The 20,237-nt window shown below is 59.7% G+C and carries 18 protein-coding genes; 8 read left to right on the top strand and 10 right to left on the bottom strand.

Annotation, left to right across the window (positions count from 1 at the left end):
• Positions 1-35: 35 nt before the first annotated feature.
• From HPT27_RS11855 to HPT27_RS11845, 3 genes are all read right to left on the bottom strand, one after another.
• Entirely contained in the window at positions 36-1,925 is a 1,890-nt protein-coding gene (locus HPT27_RS11855) for a diguanylate cyclase (protein ID WP_172243497.1), read from the bottom strand.
• A 91-nt stretch (positions 1,926-2,016) separates the two neighbouring features.
• Positions 2,017-2,826, bottom strand: a complete 810-nt coding sequence (locus HPT27_RS11850) for a pseudouridine synthase (protein ID WP_172243494.1) — start codon at positions 2,824-2,826, stop codon at positions 2,017-2,019.
• A gap of 315 nt (positions 2,827-3,141) precedes the next feature.
• Positions 3,142-4,962: a C1 family peptidase gene (locus tag HPT27_RS11845; protein WP_172243491.1), complete on the bottom strand. Its 1,821-nt coding sequence runs from the start codon at positions 4,960-4,962 to the stop codon at positions 3,142-3,144.
• Between the two features lie 402 nt (positions 4,963-5,364).
• On the opposite strand from HPT27_RS11845, the gene HPT27_RS19635 reads away from it, so the two are divergent.
• The 3 genes from HPT27_RS19635 to HPT27_RS11830 all read left to right on the top strand — a co-directional run bounded on the left by HPT27_RS19635 (position 5,365) and on the right by HPT27_RS11830 (position 9,406).
• On the top strand, positions 5,365-7,569 hold the full coding sequence (locus HPT27_RS19635) for a sensor domain-containing diguanylate cyclase (RefSeq protein WP_172243488.1): 2,205 nt from the start codon (positions 5,365-5,367) through the stop codon (positions 7,567-7,569).
• Between the two features lie 58 nt (positions 7,570-7,627).
• A complete protein-coding gene (locus HPT27_RS11835) occupies positions 7,628-8,782 on the top strand; it encodes a cupin domain-containing protein (RefSeq protein WP_172243485.1) in 1,155 nt (384 codons plus the stop codon).
• Positions 8,783-8,944: 162 nt separating this feature from the next.
• Positions 8,945-9,406: a GNAT family N-acetyltransferase gene (locus HPT27_RS11830; RefSeq protein WP_172243482.1), complete on the top strand. Its 462-nt coding sequence runs from the start codon at positions 8,945-8,947 to the stop codon at positions 9,404-9,406.
• 111 nt (positions 9,407-9,517) lie between these two features.
• On the opposite strand, the gene HPT27_RS11825 is transcribed toward HPT27_RS11830, so the two are convergent.
• The gene (locus tag HPT27_RS11825; RefSeq protein WP_172243479.1) at positions 9,518-9,688 is read right to left on the bottom strand and encodes a hypothetical protein; all 171 of its coding nucleotides are present in this window, start codon (positions 9,686-9,688) and stop codon (positions 9,518-9,520) included.
• 260 nt (positions 9,689-9,948) lie between these two features.
• On the opposite strand from HPT27_RS11825, the gene HPT27_RS11820 reads away from it, so the two are divergent.
• The 4 genes from HPT27_RS11820 (at position 9,949) to HPT27_RS11805 (ending at position 13,829) form a co-directional block, all read left to right on the top strand.
• Positions 9,949-10,473: a phosphatidylserine/phosphatidylglycerophosphate/cardiolipin synthase family protein gene (locus HPT27_RS11820; protein WP_172243476.1), complete on the top strand. Its 525-nt coding sequence runs from the start codon at positions 9,949-9,951 to the stop codon at positions 10,471-10,473.
• A 122-nt stretch (positions 10,474-10,595) separates the two neighbouring features.
• Positions 10,596-11,363 (top strand): hypothetical protein, encoded by a 768-nt coding sequence (locus HPT27_RS11815; RefSeq protein WP_172243473.1) that lies wholly within the window; start codon positions 10,596-10,598, stop codon positions 11,361-11,363.
• Between the two features lie 221 nt (positions 11,364-11,584).
• Positions 11,585-13,018, top strand: coding sequence for an MATE family efflux transporter (locus tag HPT27_RS11810; protein WP_172243470.1), 1,434 nt, complete (start codon positions 11,585-11,587; stop codon positions 13,016-13,018).
• 64 nt (positions 13,019-13,082) lie between these two features.
• A complete protein-coding gene (locus HPT27_RS11805; protein ID WP_172243467.1) occupies positions 13,083-13,829 on the top strand; it encodes an epoxyqueuosine reductase QueH in 747 nt (248 codons plus the stop codon).
• A gap of 57 nt (positions 13,830-13,886) precedes the next feature.
• Here HPT27_RS11805 and HPT27_RS11800 read toward each other — a convergent pair whose 3' ends face one another.
• Entirely contained in the window at positions 13,887-14,669 is a 783-nt protein-coding gene (locus tag HPT27_RS11800) for a Slp family lipoprotein (protein WP_172243464.1), read from the bottom strand.
• Positions 14,670-14,906: 237 nt separating this feature from the next.
• On the opposite strand from HPT27_RS11800, the gene HPT27_RS11795 reads away from it, so the two are divergent.
• Positions 14,907-15,860 (top strand): hypothetical protein, encoded by a 954-nt coding sequence (locus HPT27_RS11795; RefSeq protein WP_172243461.1) that lies wholly within the window; start codon positions 14,907-14,909, stop codon positions 15,858-15,860.
• 72 nt (positions 15,861-15,932) lie between these two features.
• On the opposite strand, the gene HPT27_RS11790 is transcribed toward HPT27_RS11795, so the two are convergent.
• The 5 genes from HPT27_RS11790 to HPT27_RS11770 form a co-directional block, all read right to left on the bottom strand.
• Complete coding sequence (locus tag HPT27_RS11790) at positions 15,933-16,382, bottom strand: hypothetical protein (protein ID WP_172243458.1); 450 nt, start codon at positions 16,380-16,382, stop codon at positions 15,933-15,935.
• Between the two features lie 80 nt (positions 16,383-16,462).
• Complete coding sequence (gene tsaB / locus HPT27_RS11785; RefSeq protein WP_172243455.1) at positions 16,463-17,167, bottom strand: tRNA (adenosine(37)-N6)-threonylcarbamoyltransferase complex dimerization subunit type 1 TsaB; 705 nt, start codon at positions 17,165-17,167, stop codon at positions 16,463-16,465.
• Positions 17,168-17,219: 52 nt separating this feature from the next.
• Positions 17,220-19,148, bottom strand: coding sequence for an ATP-dependent DNA helicase (locus tag HPT27_RS11780; protein WP_172243452.1), 1,929 nt, complete (start codon positions 19,146-19,148; stop codon positions 17,220-17,222).
• 185 nt (positions 19,149-19,333) lie between these two features.
• On the bottom strand, positions 19,334-19,798 hold the full coding sequence (locus HPT27_RS11775) for a hypothetical protein (RefSeq protein ID WP_172243449.1): 465 nt from the start codon (positions 19,796-19,798) through the stop codon (positions 19,334-19,336).
• A 114-nt stretch (positions 19,799-19,912) separates the two neighbouring features.
• Positions 19,913-20,185, bottom strand: coding sequence for a hypothetical protein (locus HPT27_RS11770; protein WP_172243446.1), 273 nt, complete (start codon positions 20,183-20,185; stop codon positions 19,913-19,915).
• Between the last annotated feature and the right edge of the window lie 52 nt (positions 20,186-20,237).

Raw genomic sequence — 20,237 nt, 5'->3', positions numbered from 1 at the left:
GACAAAACCAGATCGGCAAACCAGCGTGACTCACATCAATCCTGCCACAACACCCGGTTTCGGCCCTGCTCCTTGGCACTGTACAGCGCGGCATCGGCGCGAGCGAGAATGTGACCGATCTGCTCATCGCCGACCTTGCAGGAGGTTCCACCCAGACTGATGGTCTGCTTGAGGCCCGGATCGATATCGGTCAGATCGATGGCGGCCACGGCCCCACGAACGCGTTCGGCCACTTGCAAGGCTTCGGTCTTGTCGGTGCTCGGCAGCAACAACAAAAATTCCTCGCCGCCCAAACGGCCCAGCACATCCTGCTCGCGGACCACAGTACGAAACGCCGCAGCAACCCGCTTGAGCACCTTGTCGCCAACCAGATGGCCCCAACTGTCATTGAGCAGCTTGAAATGATCCAGGTCGGCGATCAAAACCGCCACCTGCCGCTCGGTAGCACGATGCGATTGCCGCATCGCATCGAGCGTGGCCAGCACCCGGCGACGGTTGGCGAGACCGGTCAGCTCGTCGGTCATCGCCATCGCCTGCAACTTGCGACTGTTGCGCCACTGTCTCCAGATTGCAAACACCAGCAACAGCAACACCAAGGCACCGAGCACGATCACGATCACCTGCAACCGGTTCGCCCGCTGCTCCTGCGCCAGCGCCTGCTCGACGGCGGCTTTTTCTTTTTCCAGCGCCCGGTTCTGCTGCTCTTGATAACGGGTATCAAACTGCACTTTGATCAGCGCCAGTTGTTGATCGCGTTGGCCGGTCGCCAGCTGATCGGCAATCTGTTTCAACGACACATGGGCTTCATAGGCGGCGCGCCAATTTTCCAGCTCGGCATTCAGCGTCGCCATGGCCGCGTAGGTGTCACGCAGCTCATGTTGGGCGCGTATCTGCTTGAACGCGGCCAATGCCAGATCCAGCTCGGCACGCGCTTCACGGTAGCGTTTGAGTTGGCGCAGCGCGATGCCGCGCTGCAACTGAATCTGGGCCTGCAGGCGATTGTCGTTGCTGCTGCGCGCCAGCGGCATGGCCAGATCCAGCTCTTTCAGCGCCTGCTCCGGTTGCAGCCGGGCATTGAGCACGCTGCCAAGACCGCGTCTCGCATAGGCGACACCACGGTCATAACCAATGGAAAGATGTGCAGCCAGCGCCCGTTCAAACGCCTTCTGGGCATCATCATAGAGCGCGAGATTTTCCAGGGTCCGGCCGAGATTGTGCAGAGCGATGCCGAGATCACTCGGTTCATTTTCAGCTTCGAGCAAGCGCACGGAGCGTTCGTAATACTGCCGGGCCTGGGCAAAATCGCCCATCCGGTTATACAAGGTCGCAATGCTGTTGATGACGGTGCGGGCATGCACTGGCTTGTTGATCTTTTCATACAGACCGTGCGAGCGCTGCAGATCGGCCAAACCACCGCTGTAGTTGCCAGCAACGCCGCGGATGTAGCCACGCTGGTACAGCGCGTGCGCCAGCATGTGGTGATCCTGCGCCACCTCGGCAATGGCAACCGCATCGCTGTATTGCTGCTCGGCCTCGGTGTTCTTGCCTTCGAACTCAAGGATGTTGCCGAGGCAGCTCAAAAAGCCGGCCCGCCAGCCATCGCGCATGGATTGCTTGGCCAATTGCAGGCCGCGCTCGACTTCTTCCCGCGCTTTCGCCGGTGCGCCGGCAATGAGCTCGTCGCAGCGCAAAAAACGGGCGCGCAGTTCCAGTTCGGCATCCGGGTGTTGCTGCAGCGCGTCGATTACCTGGCTGGTCAGTTTGACGGCCAGCTCAGCATCACTGCGCTTGGCCTGCTCAGCCTGATCGAGCAGAGCGGCCAGATTGTCCCCGGTCACACTACCGGCAGGGTCTGCGGCCTGCTTCGACCAAGCGGGCAACGACAAGGACAACACGAGCGGCGCCAACAGCAGCAACCCGATCACACGGCACGAAGCCCGACAACGCATGGAAATGACCCCAACGGATTCGGTGAACAAAATGCCGGCCAATCTTAGCACGGCCATTTCTGTGGGCTTAATGGCATTGCTCAGGGTTGACCGCCTGCACTTCCGTTGGCCACTGCCAGCGTTGCAACAAGGTGCGAAAGACTCCGTCAACATTCTGCGCGAGCACCAGCGGCGCAGCCGTGACCGGGTGCAGCAGCCGCATTTCAACGCAGGCCAGCAGCAGCCGCGGTGCCAGCAGCACCTCGCGGAAATAGCGATTATGGTTGCCCTTGCCGTAACGGACATCACCGATAATCGGATGGGCGATGTGTTTCAAGTGCCGGCGGATCTGGTGCTGGCGGCCGGTGAGCGGCGACAGCTCCAGCAAGGCATAACGGCTGGCAGGATAGCGATCGACGGCGAAAGGCAATTCGATGGTCGCGAGCCGGCGGTAATCGGTGATCGCAGGCTGTGCCAGCTCGGTGCTGGTGACCTCCACTCTGCCGTGATTCGCACCGCGGTCGTCTGCCTTGTCATCATCCGCCTTGTGATCATCATAGCCGTCACGGATGCGACCGAGCGCGTACTCGATGCGACCCTGCGCCGGCGGGTGGCCGCGCACAACGGCCCAGTAACGCTTGGCAATTTGCTGATCGGCAAAGCGCTGCATCAGCTCGGCTGCCAGCGCGCTCGACAAGGCAAACAGCAGCACACCGGAGGTGCCTTTATCCAGCCGATGGACCGGATAAACGTGTTGGCGAATCTGGTCGCGAACCAGCTGCATGGCAAAGCGGGTTTCATGCCGATCAATACCGCTGCGGTGCACCAGCAGGCCGGCCGGCTTGTGCACCGCAATCAGGTATTCATCCTGAAAAAGAATCGGCAGGGTCTCGGACATCGGCTTGGTAACTGGCGACTAAAAAAACGGGCCGGCATTGTTAGCAGATACCGCAGGCATTTGCCACACGGTATTTGCCATCGCGCGCCTTTCGCACGGAGCCTTTCGCACGGAGCCCTTCGCACGGAGCCCTTCGCACGGAGCCCTTCGCACGGAGCCCTTCGCACGGAGCCCTTCGCACGGAGCCCTTCGCACGGAGCCCTTCGCACGAAGCCCTTCGCACGAAGCCTTTCGCACAGCGACTTCCACACTGCATTCGCCACGCCGAAATAGCCAACGGCAATCGCCAGCTACGCCAATACCGGTCACGTCCGCTCAATAGCCCTTCAACTCCTCCGGCTTGAACCAGCCCTCTTTCGGCCGCGGTTTGTTCAACACGCGATCCAGCATGGCATCCATGGTTGGCTTGTCATTGTCAAAGCCGCCATGGCCGGACGCCGTGGTCATCTTCTTGTCACGTTCGGTCAGATAGACGCGCAGGCTTTTTGGCAGCGGTTTGCCCAGCTCGTCGAGAAAGCGTGCCATGCCCAGAATCGATACCTGTTCTTTTCTGGACTCGAAAGCTCGCGACACCAGATAGAGCAAAGACTTGCGATAGACACCGCCAACCGTATCGTCCTGCTCGTCTTCATCGCTGAGCAGATACAAGTCCAGTTCCGGCAGCAGCTGGCCCAGCAAGGGTTGGTAGTGTGACTGGAACAAGGCCGTGGTGCAGGCCGGAGCGAACAGACTCATGCTGGTCAGAGCCGGCATTTGCAGTTGCCGCCATTGCTGCAACAAATGACCATGCCAGATGCTGCCAGCGCTGTGACCGACCAAATGCAATTTCGGTTTGTTCGGCTGCTTGTCGATGCTTTCTTTCAGCGCTTTCAGAAAAACGGTGCCGGCGCTGGACTTGCTGGCAAACGCCCGCTCGGCATCGACTTTCATTTCTTTCCACAGCGCATAGCCCGGGCGTTGCGCCAAACGTTCGATCCAGTTGTCCCACCAAGAGCTGCTGGCACCGGCGCGTTCATTGGCAAACTTGTCCTTGCCAATCAAAATGTCTTTCAGTTCCGCCAGAAAGCCGGTCTCCCACAAGAAGTGAATCTCGAACACGCCATGACGCTGGAAACAGCTGCGCCATTTGCCAGCGCGGCTGGCGGCATCCTTGACGCTGTTCAGGCCACCGTGGGCATACAGCAGAATATGCTCGGGCTGTTCCTGTTCCAGCGCGGTCAGCAAACGCTTCAGTTGCGCCGGTGAACTGGGATAATCGCCGAGCGGATCAAATTGACCGTCATCAATGTGTATGTAGTGATGATCAATCGCGTGCGCGGCCGGTCCGGAATCAGAAACCCGAATGCCGGCATTGCTGGCGGTATAGCGACTGCGCTCCTGTGAGCGCCAGGTTTGCGGCAACGCCAGCCGCGCGGCCCAGATATCCCAGATGTTTTGTTCAAAATCCTCATAGGTCCACAGCGCAACGCCGTCGTGTTTGGCGCCATCACATTTGTAGCCGCCCCAGCCGTGGCCCCAGGAATTTTGAATCAGAAAGCCATCGGCGTTGTAACCGATGATCGCGAAGGCATGACCGCCGCCATTGGCTTTCTCGGGCACGATGACGCCTTTCTTCGGCTCATCCCAGCCATCGTGAACACCGGCGCTGGCATACAGCACCCCCACTTCATTCAGCGCCGCATGAACATCGGAAACCCGGGTCAGCACCCGGTAATAGGCACCGAGTGGTCGCTGCAGAGCATCCAGTTTTGCCGCTTCCGACAGCGTGCCGGGCTTGTCGGTTTTGTAGGGCCACAGTGGCGCCTTGCAGACACCGTTTTTGTACCAGCCTTTCAGCGCCCCGCGGGTGCTGCTGAAATCGTATTTTTCACCGGGCCATTGATCAAACCGCTTGGCCATTTCAAACAGCATACGGGGACTGACTTGTTCTTTCTTGCCCCGCTCACGCAGCAGATAATTGATGACGGCCGCCAAACCAAAACCGGTACAAGCGCCCTCCTGCTCCTGATCCAACACCTGCAACCACTGCCAGTTCGGCAATCGTTGCTCCGGCAGTGACAACAATGCCGGTTGATAAATCAGATCGCGAAAATCCATGGAGTCGCGACGAATTGCCTCTTCCTTGCGCTTGGCCATAAAACCTCCCTGTAATCAGCTCGCCAACCGTTCATCCGACCACGCAACCATCAGGCTGACCAGATCAGGTGACAGTGCCATCATGCAATGTCGAAAGCGGCGCCGCGGCCTGCGGCCGCGCAACCGCTTCACATCAACGTCAACATCTACCAAGGAGTAACACGACGACAGGCAACTACAACCGGCGAATCACGCTCAGGCCGCAGCCACCACAATGACACTCGCGTTTTCACGCAGCGAAAGCACGAGGGATGAACGGCGCGCCGACAATTTGACTCATCCCTGCCACAACCGGCGCACAACCTTGCTTGTGATACGCCGCGCATCCTGCACTGTCAAGTCAGCACGGCCCGCAAAATCGGCTACGCTTGCCTTATCCCCCAACCAGGCACAGCCTCACCCGTGACCCGCCGCCAGCGTGCCTTTCGGCTTTTGCGACCCTTGTTTGCCAGCGTGCTGCTGGGGGGTGCCGGTGCGCTGGTCAATTACTTGTTGCTGTCACCGGTGCCGGCGCCCGTGCTGTATCTCGGCGGGCTGTTCTATCTGCCCATCCTGATCCGCTTCGGCACCGGCTACGGCCTGCTCTGTGCCGTACTCACCCAATTGCCGCTGACTGCAACGTTGCAAGTCTGGTTGCCGTTTCCGGAATTGATCGTGCTCGGCTGGCTGATCCACCGCCGCCAACTGGAACCAATCGCGGCCAGCTTGCGCTATTGGCTGACACTGGGCCTGGCTTGCTCGGCTTATATTTCCTTCCAGACTTCAGGTTGGGATCTGTGGACCCGTCTGCTCGCGGCGTTGACGCCACCATTGACCGGTCTGGTCATGATGACGTTGACTCGGCACACACTCGCGGTATTCCAGCGAAGCCAACAGGATGGCAACGAAGCGATCAGTCATCAGCTCGGCAATCTGCTGATTGTATTCAGCTGCCTGCCGGTGCTGGCATTTCACGTTATCGCAACACCGATCTACACCCGCGAACAGCTCAATCAGAGCCTGCGCGAGGTCGAGCATGCCGAGCAGATCGCGCATGAGCGTTACAACCTGCTGGTCGAGCGAAACCTGCGCGGACTGGTAACCATCAGCGAAATGATTGGCACCAGCGTCGACAAATCCCTGGCCAGTTTTGAGCCCTTTATCAATCGCGTCGTCGGCAATCTGCAGGAAGTCTTCACCATTGTCTTGATCGATCAGGACGGTTATGCCCGCGGTGGCGCACCCGATACCTTTCCTGACGGGATGCGGGTCGCCGATGCGGACCAATTTTATGGTGACCGCGATTATTTTGTCGAAGCCAAGCGTGATCGCGAGCCGGCGGTTTCTTACGGCATCATCGGTCGCCGGATGAATCCGGAACCGCTACTGTCGATGGTGGCCCCGATTCTTACTGATCAGCAGCAGTTTCGCGGCGTTGTACTCGGTAATTTGCCGCTGCGCAGGCTGCACACGGTCTTTACCGGCCTTGAACACCCGGATCGCTTCGATGGTCTGATTTATGATCGCAAGCAGCAAATTCTGTTCAGTACCGAACGTCTGCAGCTACCGCCACTCGCCGCGCTTTCCAGCCAAACCCTCGCACCCGTCTTGGAAACCGCGACCTTGCCGACAGCCTTGTCGCTGGGTGACGATCTGCGCCCGTACTTGTGGCAGGGCAAACTCGTTCGTCATGCCAGCAACGAGGTCGGCGGCGGCATGGTGCTGATATTTGCCTTGCTGCCCGATATCACGGCCATGGCGGTAAACAGCTTGTTGACCTTGCTGGTTTTGCTTGGGGTTATTTTTGCGGCACGTTTGCTGTCACAACGTTACAGCGGCAGGCTGCTGCGACCGCTGCTCGATTTGCATCGCCATTTGCAACAGCTCGATCCGACCCGGCTGCATCAGATGCAGCCGCTGCTGATTGAATCCAGCACGCGGGAAATCAATGAGCTGGTCCGCAGCTTCAACGCCATGATGGTGCGCATTGCCAAGGGCCGTCTGGAAACCGATTGGGCCATCCTGCAAAAGGACAAACTCAATCTTGAACTGGATCACCGTATCGCCGAACGCACCGAAGAGCTGGCAAAAAAAGCGGCCGAACTGGAGTTGCTGTCGGTCACCGACAGCTTGACCGGTCTGTACAACCGGCGGCATCTGACAGCGCAATTGCAGGACGAATGGACCCGACTCCAACGCAATGGCGGCCGCTTCGCAGTGATGCTGTTCGATGTCGATCACTTCAAGCAAATCAACGATCGCCATGGTCACCCGGCTGGTGACGAGGTGCTGCGCCAGATTGGCCTGCGCGTTCGGGAATGCATCCGCAACCTCGATACCGCGGCGCGGTATGGTGGTGAAGAGTTTGCAGTATTGCTGCCCGGCATTGATGCCAGCCATGCGCTGGTGGTGGCAGAGCGGTTGCGGGTACGGCTTGCCGAACTCAGCTTCAATGCCGGCGAGGTCACATTTCAGTTCACCGTCAGCATCGGTGTTTGTGACAGTGACAGTCCAGGCCTGCACAATCAGGAAGAGTTGCTGCAACGTGCCGATCAGGCGCTGTACCGGGCCAAACAAAACGGCCGCAACCGCTGCCTGATCTGGACCGATTCCCCCGCCTCTGCCTGAACCTGCAGCGGTCATGGCATACTGATCGCCTGTTCGTATTCACCTGTCTGAGTTCACTATGTCCGCACGCTCGCCTTTTGGCGCCCTCAGCCCTGAACAATTCCTGCGCGACTACTGGCAAAAGAAACCGCTGCTGATCAAAGGCGCTTTCAGTACTGCGCTGGCAGCCATCACACCGGAAGAATTGGCTGGCCTTGCCATGGAAGAGGATGTCGAGTCGCGGCTGGTCCAGCACGATCCGGTCAGCAAGCAGTGGCAACTGCAGCACGGCCCGTTCAAGGCCAGCACCTTCAAGAAGCTGCCGAAAGAAAATTACACGCTGCTGGTGCAGGCGGTTGATCACTGGGTGCCCGAGGTCGCCGCGCTACGGCAGGCTTACCACTGTTTTCCGCAGTGGCGATTCGATGACGTGATGGTCAGTTACGCGGTCAAGGGCGGCGGCGTCGGTCCGCACATTGATCAGTACGACGTTTTCCTGATTCAGGGACTCGGCCGTCGTCGCTGGCTGGTGGCCGAATCGAGCATCACCGTCATCCCGAATCCCGAAGTCAGCGCGCTGCGCCAGATCCAGCCGTTTGAACCGAGCATGGATGTCATCGTCGAGCCGGGCGATGTGTTGTATGTGCCGCCCGGCGCGCCGCACTGTGGCACGGCATTGGAGCCCTGTCTGACCTATTCGGTCGGCTTCCGGGCGCCCTCGCAGGCCGACATCGTGACCCGTCTGGCCGAGTGGCTGGTCGAAAACGGCATCGACGGCAAACGCTATACCGACCCGGATTTGCAAGCCGTCAGCGATGCCGCGCTGATTCCCGGCCAAACCCTGCAGAAAGTGCGCGCGCTGATGCAGGATCTGCTGCAGCAACCGGCGCTGGTCGAGCGGGCGTTTGCCTGTCTGGTCAGCCAGACCCGATTGCCACTGGAGCCACCGGAGCAAGAAATCAGCGTCGCCAAGCTGAAAACCGCGCTCGGCAAGAACAAGCTTCTCGAGCGCAATGACGATGCCCGTCTCGCCTGGTTCGCTGGTGCCGATGGCCATGTGCACCTGTTTGCCAATGGCGAAGAGTTGGACGTTGGTGCCTTGAACTCGAATTCCGCAGCGTTTTTATGCAACCAGCAGCAGATAGACGGCAGCGCATTAAACGAATTTGTCAGTGATTTGGCCTTTTTGCCGGCACTGGCTATGCTGGTCAACAGAGGGGTATTTTCCCTCTAGTGTTTGTTATGTCTGAATAAGCCTTGTTTTGCCAGATGTCGAGGCAAATGGCGGGGTCGCTGTTTTGGCAATTGAACGTATTCGAAACACAGAACGAGTTGGCAACACAGAACGCTCGGTAAACAAGGAAACCGTCATCGCCTGACGATCACCGGAGACGACATGGAGCAGGCCTTCCGCATTCTTCGCAGTACCTGGCGCGACCATGGTTCGCTGATGGCGCTCGTGCGCCAGAAGGTATTCGAAGTGGAAATGCGGATTGCCCCGGAACATGATCAGGATGGTCAGGATGATCACTGCGTTCACGTGCTGGCGGTTTCGCCGGAGGGTGAAGCCGTGGGCACCGGTCGGCTGGAACCCGATGGCACCATCGGTCGCATTGCGGTGCTGCTGCCGTGGCGGCAGCATGGAGTCGGTTCGGCCCTGCTCGACGAGCTGGTCGCCATCGCGCTGGAGCGCGGCCATCAAACCGTAACCCTTGCAGCGCCCATCACCGCTCAGGGCTTCTATGAAACCCACCAGTTCCGCCCGGATGGCTGCGTCTACATGGCGGCCGGCATTCCGCACCGGAACATGCTGCTGACGCTTGCCAGCGGCCAACGCCAACGCTCCATCGCGTCCTGAGCGGCGCCCCTCGGTTCACACCTACTGGCAGCGCCCGCCGGCTACTCAGGCTTGGCGATTCAAGCCGGGTATCCAAACCAAACTACTTGGTCGAACGATCCAGCCTGACCATCAGGCCAGAATTTCTGCGGCACTTTCGACGTCGGTGTCGCTGTCATCCAGCGGCATTACGGATTGCAGACTCGACACCAGTGCCGAGGCCTGCTGCAGATCTTCCGGCGCATAGCCCTGCAGGGCGCGCTCGATTACGGCATCGGAAACGGGCAATTTGCATTCGTTCATGACGATACCTGCCTGGTTAGACTGCTGGGTTTGACTACTGGGTTTGACTATTGGGCTCAACCGCTTGTGACCTGTGCTTCGCCGCGCAGCATTTCGACTGTTTCCTGCAAAGACGCGGACCTGTCGATACTGCCGGGCCGGCAAAACCCGCGCGTCTTGTGGACTGGGCCACAGGCGGAAGCTGAGGACAAACCCTAGCACCGGGGTAGTCTGCTACCATCGAACCACGTCTCACTTTTGACGGTTGCTGACACGCCGCCATGACCGAAACAGCCCCCCCTTCCCTTGAACAGGCAATGCTCGGCACGCCCGGGGATTTCGCGTTGCACAACAGCAACGACAACCGGCTGGCAGCGCTGCGGCTGATTGCCCAGGCCCAGCGCCATATCCATGTGTTCAGCCGTGATCTCGATGCCCGCGTCTTCGATGATGCCGACGTCAGCCACGCCCTGAGTGCACTGGCACGTCGGCATCGCAGTAGCCATGTCCGCCTGCTGGTGGCGGATGTCGGCCCGGCCCAGCGCAATGGCCATCGCTGGCTGGAACTGGTGCAGCGACTGAGCAGCAAGATTGATGTCCGCATTACCCATGAGGATCATCTGCACCATCCGTTCTGCTTTTTGGTGGCGGACCAGTCCGGCCTGCTGTATCGGAGCAATGCCGCCGAATACAGCGGCGAAGCCCACTTCCATGCCCCGCTGCTGTGTCTGGAAAAACTGAAATTTTTTGACGAGGTCTGGCAGCTCAGCCGGCCAGCGAGCGAGTTGCGCCGACTGTTCATCTGAGCAAACCGATTCAATTGGGAAAGCGTATCGCGCTCAAAGAATCGCAACAACTGCGATGAGCATGCATGCGCTGAATGGAGATCGTTTCAGTGGCCCTATTTCGATCAATTGTTTTGTCGTTGATGACACCGCTATTGCGAGCGCTGCTGGCACTGCTGCTGACAGCCATGCTGACGACGGCAGCCGCCGCCGATCGCTCGCTGCATATTGTCGAGCTGCGCTATTCGCTGGCTGCACCGGTATTGGAAGTGCTGCGGCCTCATTTGCCGGCTGGTGCTGGTGCCAGCGCGGTCGATAACAAGTTGCTGCTCAACCTGACCGACAGCGAATGGCAACAGATCCAGAATGTCATCGGTCAACTGGACAAGGCGCCGGTGCGCCTGCTGGTCACCGTTCGCTGGCAGCGGCGTTCCCAGGCGGAGACGCAGCAAGGCAGTGTCGGCGTAGACATCGACAACAGCGGCGCAACCGTTCGCGCTGACGGCCAATGGCAAACCGAACGTGACAATGACAACAGCATGCAACAAGTCAACACCTTGGCCGGGCAAACTGCGTTCATTCACACCGGCGCCGATATTCCCGAGTTGACCGTGCAGATTTCGCCGCGGGGGCAGTTGATGACCGGCACCACCTACCGGGAAAGTGGTCGCGGATTCTATGTTTTGCCCATCGTGCAAGCCGAGGAAGTGCTGGTCCGGATCAATCCGCGCGAACGGGTGCCGGTGACCGGTGAAGACGGCGTCATGCATATCAGCGTACTGGAAACCGAAGTGCGCGGCCCGCTCGGGCAGTGGTTGCCACTTGGCGCGGTTCAGCAAGCAGGAGACAGCACCTGGCAAACCCGGCGCAGCGATTGGAACGTGCAGTTGAAAGTCGACAAAGTGCCGTGAGCGGATTGTCTGGTTGCTGGTAATCGGCGCTAACCTGTTGCCAGAAGCTGTTGTCAGACCCTGTTGCCAGCCCCTGTCATCAGAACCTGCATTACAGAAGCAGCCAGTTTCCGAAAACGCGTGTTTCCTGAAAGCGAACATTTCCGAAACACACTTATGTCCGAAAAAGTCTTTGTAGACCGATGCCAGCCCGCTACCATGGCCGGCCGTCGGGAGTTGTCATGAACCACTTGTCACCGCCACCAGCCACCAGCCACGCTGCAAGCACCAAACGCGAACTGTCGGATCTGATCCGTATTGCGTTGCCTGCCGTCGCCGCTCAATTGGCGACCATGGCGCTCGGTACCGTCGACACCATCATGGCCGGTCAACTGGGACCCGATGCACTTGCCGCCGTGGCGACCGGCGTCAATCTGATTAGCCCGCTGATGCTGTTCCTGCTTGGCGTTTTCCTTTCACTGAATCCGATTGTCTCGCAATACAACGGCGCCAAGAATCAGGCAGCCGTTGCCGCCAGTATCCAGAGTGGTTTGTGGTTTGCGCTGCTGATCAGCGTGCCAGTGTTTTTTCTCTGGCGACAACTCGGCATTGTGCTCGACTGGTTGCAGGTGGAGCCCTCGGTAAAGCCGACCGCCATTGAATACATCAAGGCGCTGTCCTGGGGTACGCCGGTCTTTTGGCTGTTTCTCAGTTTGCGCTTTTGCAATGAAGGCCTGTTCGCCACCAAGGCCGTGATGAGCTGCGCGTTTCTGGCGGTGCCGGTCAACGCTTTTTTCAACTGGGTGTTCATGTACGGCAATCTGGGCGCGCCGAAACTCGGCGCCGTCGGTACCGGTTATGCCACCAGCGTGACCTGGTTGCTGATGTTTGTCTTCATGTTGCTGTACACCTTGAAGGCAAAACGTCATGCCGGCCTGCGCCAGCATTTTGTCTGGCACAAGCCGGACTGGCCGCGGCTGTATGAAATCGTGCGACTCGGCCTGCCGATGGGTTCGGCATTCGCTCTGGAAGTGCTGATGTTTGCCATGATGGGTCTGATGATGGCGACCTATAACACCACCATCATTTCGGCGCATCAGATTGCACTCAACTACGCCTCGCTGACGTTCATGGTTCCGCTCGGCATCGCCAATGCGATCACGGCGCGGGTTGGTTTTGCCGTCGGCAGTGGCTCGGCCGCGGCGGTGCGGCGTGCCGGCTGGGTCGGAATCGGTTTCGCCGGCAGCATCGCCCTGCTTTCAACCGGCAGCATGCTGTTACTGCCGAACCAGATTGCCGGCTTGTACACCGACAGCGCCGACGTGATCACAATGGCGGTCAGCTTCCTGTCGCTGGCGGCCATCTTCCAGCTGTCCGACGCGCTGCAGGTCACCGCCTCCGGCGCCTTGCGCGGGCTGAAAGAAACCCGCTATCCCATGCTGATCAGCATGCTCGCCTACTGGGTGGTCGGCTTTCCGCTTGGCTGGCTGCTGGCGCATTACACCGCGCTCGGCCCGGCCGGTTACTGGGCCGGCATGATCGGCGGTCTGAGCCTGGCGGCCATCCTGCTGAACTGGCGTTTCTGGCGCCGGTCCAGTCACTGGCACCCGGCATTTTCTGCTGCCACGGCGACAACTGGTGATAAAATCGCCGCCGCCACGTCGCCGGGCCAGTAATTCGCCACGGCCAAGTTGACGACCGCTCCGCTCACTACCGCACTGGATTACCCCGGTTTACACGATGAACAAGTATTCGCTCGACCACTACCAACGGCCACAGCTGGACACGCCCAACGGCAGCAAGAAACTGCTGCTGCATTCCTGCTGCGCGCCTTGCGCCGGCGAAGTCATGGAAGCGGTGCAAGCCTCGGGCATCGAGCAAACGGTGTTCTTCTACAACCCGAACATTCATCCGCGCGAAGAGTACGAACTGCGCAAGCAGGAGAACATCCGCTTCTGTGAGAAAAAAGGCATTCCGTTCATCGATGCCGATTACGACAGCGACAACTGGTTTGATCGGGTCAAGGGCCTTGAGAATGCCCCGGAGCGCGGCGAGCGCTGCACGGTCTGCTTTGACATGCGCTTTGAGCGTACGGCCCTGTTCGCCCACGAACACGGGTTTGATTTGATCTCCAGCACGCTCGGCATTTCCCGCTGGAAGAACATGGAGCAAATCAATGGCTGCGGCGAGCGCGCCGCAGCCCGCTACGACAACGTGCTGTACTGGACCTACAACTGGCGCCAGCAAGGCGGTGCGGCACGCATGGTTGAGCTCGCCAAAGTTGAGCAGTTCTATCAGCAAGAATACTGCGGCTGCGTTTACAGCCTGCGCGACACCAATCGCTGGCGGCTGTCACGGGGCCGCGATCGCATTAAACGCGGCGTCAAGTTTTACGGCAAAGATGAAATCCATATTCAGATGATCGCTGAAGACAGCCAGCCGGACGCCACCAGCGCCTGCCAGATCACCCCGAAAGCATCCGCTTGAGTCATCGCCAGGCAAAAAAAAAGCCGCTGTTTCCAGCGGCTTTTTTTCGTTCGAAATTTATCTTTCCTTGTCATCCCGGCGCTTGGGTTTTGCTTCCCGCTCCGCTAGCGGCTTTCGCGGTTCGGCCCGCACCACCGGCGGCCGCCGTGGTTCGGTCACCGAAGACGTAGCGACTTGAGTCGTTGGTTGAGTCACTGACGGAGTCGTTGATTGCGTCGTGCTCGTGTTGCCAGCACCGGGTCCGGCGCCACCATGGCCTGTGCTGGTCGAACTGCCGGTGCCGGCGCCACGTGGCGTCGGGGCCGGATGATAGTGGTGAATGATCACCGGATAATATGGCCGATACCAGAACGGGTCCCAGTAGCTGCCGCGGAGCAGCAACACATCATCGTAATGCCGGTCGGCACGCGGCTCCCACAGGTGATAGCCGGAACCGGACAGAACCGGGAATTTATACGGTTGATCATCAATCTTGCCTTCGACGCCCGGCTGCAATGAACCGACCACCGTGATTTCGCTACCGGTTTTGAAAATCAGCGGATCGAGAAAGCCACCGAAAATGGCAATGAAACGGCCGCCAGTGACATTGCCACCGACCGGACGACCAGACGAACCCAGCGGCTGCTCGACAATTTCAATCCAGCTCTGGTTGTCCTTGTTTTGCACGCGGGCAACCAAGCCGCCCCAGCGAACCAACTGGCCGTTGACGGCGGCATCATTGCCACGCACCGTCGCCAGCGTGATGTTCGGATCAGCCGGGCCCTGCACGCTTTCCGGCACGTTGGCACAGGCGGCCAGCAACACCGAGATCACGGCTGCGGTCCAAAGATGCTTGGTCATGAAAACCTCCTGACGGTCATACTGCCTTGGCGTAAATGCTACGCGCGTGCGCCTTGTCTGACAATTCGGATCGGATGGACCAGTGCCAGAAGATCGGATCTAACAAACCGCAGTTGATAAATCAGTTGCTGCTGCCGGTACAGGCCATGCGGATTTTGACCACTTCCAGCCTTAATCATTCCTGAATGGCGTCGATAACCCGACATCCAGAAGGGCCACGTGCCCGAGGAGGTCGATATGTCGCTCGCACCGGTCAGCCTGAGCCAACCTGGCAGGGCCAACAGCTTGAATCGTTTACCCTCACCGCCGCGCGCCGACAGCCCGGCACCAACTGCCACCGCTTCGCCGAGCAATATTCCGACCGCCGAGACGGCGCCATCCGCCAGCGATCTGAACCGCGAGCTGCAAAGCCAAAAAGAAAACTCGCTGGTGTATCAACTGATGCGGCAGCTGCTGATTCAGGAAAGCCACGGCGAGAGCGAAAGCTTCACGCTGGAAACCGATACCCTCGACATCTCGTTGGCGCGCAGCAGTGTCGGCAGCACCAGTCTGGCGGTTGATGACAACAGCCTGAGCTTTGCCTGGAGCCAAACCGATACCTTTGCCGCCACCATAACCGGTGAAGGCTTCAGCATCAGCATCGCTGGTGTTCGCGTGCAAAGTATGCAGCTTGATCTGGAGCGCACGGTCAATCAGTCGGACCCGCTGCAAATCGATCTGTCGGGAGATGGCTTCGAAACCACCGGATTCAGCTGGTCGGTGCGCTTTGATATTACTGGCGATGGCAATACGGAAAATGTCAGTGTCGCGGCCGATGATGACGCCGTGCTGGCGCTAGACCAGAACCAGAATGGCCGCATTGATAGCGGCAAGGAGTTGTTTGGCGAGCAAAATGGCCGCCGCAATGGTTTTGCCGAGCTGCGTCGCTATGACGAGAATCACGATCAGCGTATCGATGCCGGTGATCGCATTTTTTCTTCCTTGAAACTGCTGCGTTGGCAACACGACGGCAGTCAGATGCTGCAATCATTGAACGATGCCGGTATCAGCTCGATTTCGCTGCAGGAGCGCAGCACCGACCAACTCAGTGATCAGGGTGACCGCATCAGCGCCGATGCGGCAGTGAAATTTGCCGACGGCCGTGAGCGCCGAATAGCCGATCTCTGGTATCGGCATATGGCAGAGGCGTGAGCCGCTTCGTGAGCAAGAGCTGGGCGCGGAAAGAAATGCAGGAGCGTGGATGTAGACACGCTGACAAGCAACTCAGACAAACAGATCGACACCAAACAACGATGACAGCGATTCGCGCTCGCTGAGCTGACCGGAATCCTGATAACTGCGCAGCGCACGCTGACCGGTGTAACTGGTCGCAGCGGCGTCGGCTTTGATCGCGGTAGCGTTGGCGGAAGCGTCACTTGAAGCGGCGCGAGAAAGAGAAGTCGAAACGTCGGCAGCGCGGCGTGCATTCTGCTCGCCGCCGTCGTCCGGCGCTGACGAGCGCTCCAGCTCCAGCGTCGCCAGCACTCGCCGATACGCCGAAGCCCCCAAAACAAACTCGGGCCGGGCGCCCGAGCTGGCATTGTCCGCCGCGGATTGACTGGCGTTTGCATCGAGGTTCTGGCGATTCGGCGATGCCGAGCGACGCGCATCAGCCGTGACGGCATCGCTGGTATGCAATGCGCTGGGGCTGCAATTCACGCTGCCGATGGTCACTGCGCCGTCCTCTCCCCGGTCTTCACACCGAAATACTGCACCGAACGGAAAGTATAGATCCGGAAATTACCGATGCCGGCTCAGGCTTTTGGCTTTGGCTTGTCCGCGACCTGATCGCGCAAATAGACCGGCAGTGCCTGATCCGCCGGCAGACCCTCGCCACGAGCGAGCGCCGGCAGCGCCAGTGCCAGCATGTCGCGCGCGTCCGGCAGGCGCCCCTCGCCTGGCTCCAGCTGCAAATGGGCACGGACGCCGGCGCGCAACTGCTCGCCGTGTGCCTGCCAGCCGGTACCGCAGGCAAACCAGTCGCCGGCTTCGGCAAATTTCAGTTGCGCCGGTGCCATCACCGCTTCCGGCAAGACCAGCTGCCACTCCTTGCCGTCGTGACGATACGCGGCGGCGTAAATCTCCCCCATGCGAGCATCAATTGCCGTCAGCACCTGGGTGACGCCGTGTTGACGGCGGGCACCTTCCGCCATCGCCAGCAAGGTGGAAACGCCCAGCACCGGTTTGTCGTGACTGAACGCCAGCCCCTGCACCACGGCCACAGCAGTGCGAACACCGGTGAACGCTCCGGGGCCACGACCAAAAACGAAGGCGTCGATGTCGGCAATGCGCAGGCCCGCTTGCGCCAGCACACTGTCGATCAGCGGCAGGATCTTCTGGGCATGCAGCCGCGGCGCCACTTCATAGTGACCGACAAGCTGATCACCGAATTGCAACGCGACTGACAAGGCTTCAGTGGCGGTATCAAGCGCAAGCACGTTTTTTAGGCTGGCAGTCATCTGGCGAACGCATCCATCTGTTCAGGCTCTGAAATTTTTCGGCACATAAAAATCACCGGGCATGGCGCAGAAAAAACCGCTGCACATCGGACAATTGCCGTGACAACGGCATCGGCGGCAAACTGCGCCGAAACACCTCGCCATAGGGCCGTGTTATCAGACGCGGATCGGCGATCATCAGCACACCAGTATCGGTGACGTCGCGGATCAAGCGTCCGGCGCCCTGCTTCAGCGTGATAACGGCGCGCGGCAACTGCATGTCGTTGAACGGGTCACCGCCATTGCGTCGGCAGGCATCCTGACGCGCGCGCAGCACCGGATCATCCGGCGCGGCAAACGGCAGTTTATCAATCACCACCAGGCTGAGCGCCTCGCCGCGCACATCCACGCCTTCCCAGAAACTGCTGGTGCCAAGCAACACCGCGTTGCCGAGTTTACGAAAAGTATCGAGCAAGCGGTTGCGCGGCTGGCTGCCTTGCACCAACACAGGGTAAGGAATCTGCGACGGCAGTTCACGCGCCATCCATTCCAGCGCCCGATAACTGGTGAACAACAGAAATGCCCGGCCCTGACTTGCCTGTAGCACTGGCAGCGTCGCACTCATCAACGCTTCCAGATAATGCGGCGCGTCCGGATCCGGCAAGCCATTAGGAATGTAAAGCAGTGCCTGATTGCCGTAATCAAACGGGCTGTCGAGCGCCAGCGTCATCGGCGACTGCAAACCCAGCTGATCGGTGAAGTGGCGAAATTTCTGGTTCACGGTCAAGGTGGCTGAGGTGTATACCCAAGCTGCATTCCGATACCGCGCCGTCTGCCGTTGAAAGGATTCCGCTACCGCCAGCGGTGTGCTGTTGAAAGCAAAACCTTGCTTGTAGGTTTCGAACCATCTCACGTTATCGGCGTCATTGGCTTCGGTGATGCTGATCAGCTTCATCTGCAGCGCTTCCACCCGCCCCAGTGCGGCACCAAGGCCTTCACTGCGATCCGCCGCCAACTCCAATTGGCTGCGCGCCAATTCCAGGCGTTCGCCCAGTTCGGCCAACGCCGTTTGCAGATCGCGTTTTTTCAGCAGCGGCAACAATGGTGCTTTCTGCCGGTCCATGCCGAGCGCCAGCCGAACATCGGCAACCGATTTGCCGATGCCTTGCACAGCCACCAGCAGCTCATCCTGATCGCGGGCATGGGCGCGCGTCTCCGCTTCGGTATCGCGAGCAAACTCGAGCAGTTGCCGGCTCGACACGGTCTGGCCAAAGAAATTGCTGGCGGTTTCGGCAAGCTGGTGCGCTTCGTCGATGATGATCGCCGCAGCGCCCGGCAGCAGCTCACCAAAGCCCTCTTCTTTCAGCGCCAGATCGGCGAGCAGCAAATGGTGATTGACCACCACGATATCGGCATCCATCGCCGTCCGCCGCGCCTTGACCACGAAGCAGTCCTGATAATGCGGACACTCACCGCCGAGGCAATTCTCGGCCGTGCTGGTGACAAAAGAGACGATCGGATCGTCATCAGCGAGGGCAATGCATTCCGACAAATCGCCGGTGTTGGTGCCGCGAGCCCAGGATTCAACGGCGCGCAAACTGCGCACGGAATCCTTGGTCGGCAAACGCCCGGTTTGCTGGGTTTGCTCCAGACGGTAACTGCAAAGATAATTGCTGCGACCTTTCAGCAATGCCCGTTTCGGTTTGACATTGAGCGTGTCGCAGACGGTGGGCAGATCGCGGTGATACAACTGATCCTGCAGGTTCTTGGTGCCGGTTGAAATGATCACCCGCTCACCGGCGAGCAGCGCCGGCACCAGATACGCAAAGGTTTTGCCAGTGCCGGTGCCCGCCTCGACCACCAGAGTCAGCCGCTGCTGCAACGCGGTTTCGACCGCTTGCGCCATTTCGATCTGGGCAGGCCGGGCACGAAACGCACCCTGTTCGGCAAAAGGACCATCAGGGCCGAGCGAATACGCGCTCGGCGATACCACTTGATTCATGAATTATCCTGAAACCCACTCGCGATTGTGCAATCGACGACCGTGAGCCGGTAAAAATTATCCGAAGGGTTCGCACCATCAGCGCGGCCATTGCTGATGCTGCTGACAAAGCCGCTGATGAAACAACCAATATCCGTTCGCGCTGAGCTTGTCGAACCGCAAAAAAAAACCACGGGACTGCCGCGTCACGCGGCCTGCTTCTCGGCTTGCCAAACCACCCGGCCGAGGTTGCGAAAACGGGCGACCGTCATCGCGCCGCGTTTATTGGGCTTGATCTCGGCCAGCGCGGCGCTGAGCGTTTCCCGACTGGCTTCGATCAATTCGAGTGGCTGGTATTCCTCGTTCATCAACACCAGCACCACGATGTCCCACTGACCATCAAAGCCCAGCTGGCCGACCCGCTGCCGGGTCCGGCTTTCTTCAAACAGCACCCGGCCCTTGATTTGAAACTTGAGCGCAGCGCGCTCGCCGGTGCCAATGGCGTCAACGCCGGCAATGGCCTCGGCCGGCGCCTGCAGATCCAGCAGGCGCATGGCGTCATGTCGGGCAATTTCGTTGCTGAGAGGCAAGGTCAGGCCGGTGGCCTTGTGATAGTCCGCTGCCAGACGCCGGGCTTCCGCCATCAGCTTGTCAACATCGTAGGCAGTCATGGTTGCGGAAGGCTCCGTTGCGCACTGCCGACATGATAGGCGGCGGCACCCGCCCGGACAATGGCGACGCGCACCGCCACGGCCTTGCTGGCCGCAGGCGGATTGGCGCCGACGTCAGACCTTGATGCTGATGTGCTGGCCGCGCCGCTCTTCGCCCGGCTGGCGTTTGCGATTGCGACGGTCACCCTGACGCCGCTCGACGGTCACAACGCTCTCCTGCCGACGCCGATCGGCCTTGCGCTTTTCGACACCCGCCGTCGTGCCGCCGCTGGGACTGGCCGGCGCCGGCGGCACCAAAGGCACCGGCCGCGGCAGCAGTTCCGGTCGGCTGGGCTGGTTATCGACAAAAACGCGGGGCAACTCGGCACCGCTCGGGATATTCGGCATGACAGGCTACGGCATCACAATTTGCTTGGACAGGTATCGTCTTATCGGCCAA

Origin of the sequence: Permianibacter fluminis (assembly GCF_013179735.1) — a bacterium.
In the GTDB taxonomy this organism is placed as follows: domain Bacteria; phylum Pseudomonadota; class Gammaproteobacteria; order Enterobacterales; family Permianibacteraceae; genus Permianibacter; species Permianibacter fluminis.
The sequence above is the reverse complement of the archived record's forward strand: the minus strand, read 5'-3'. Positions and strand labels throughout refer to the sequence as shown.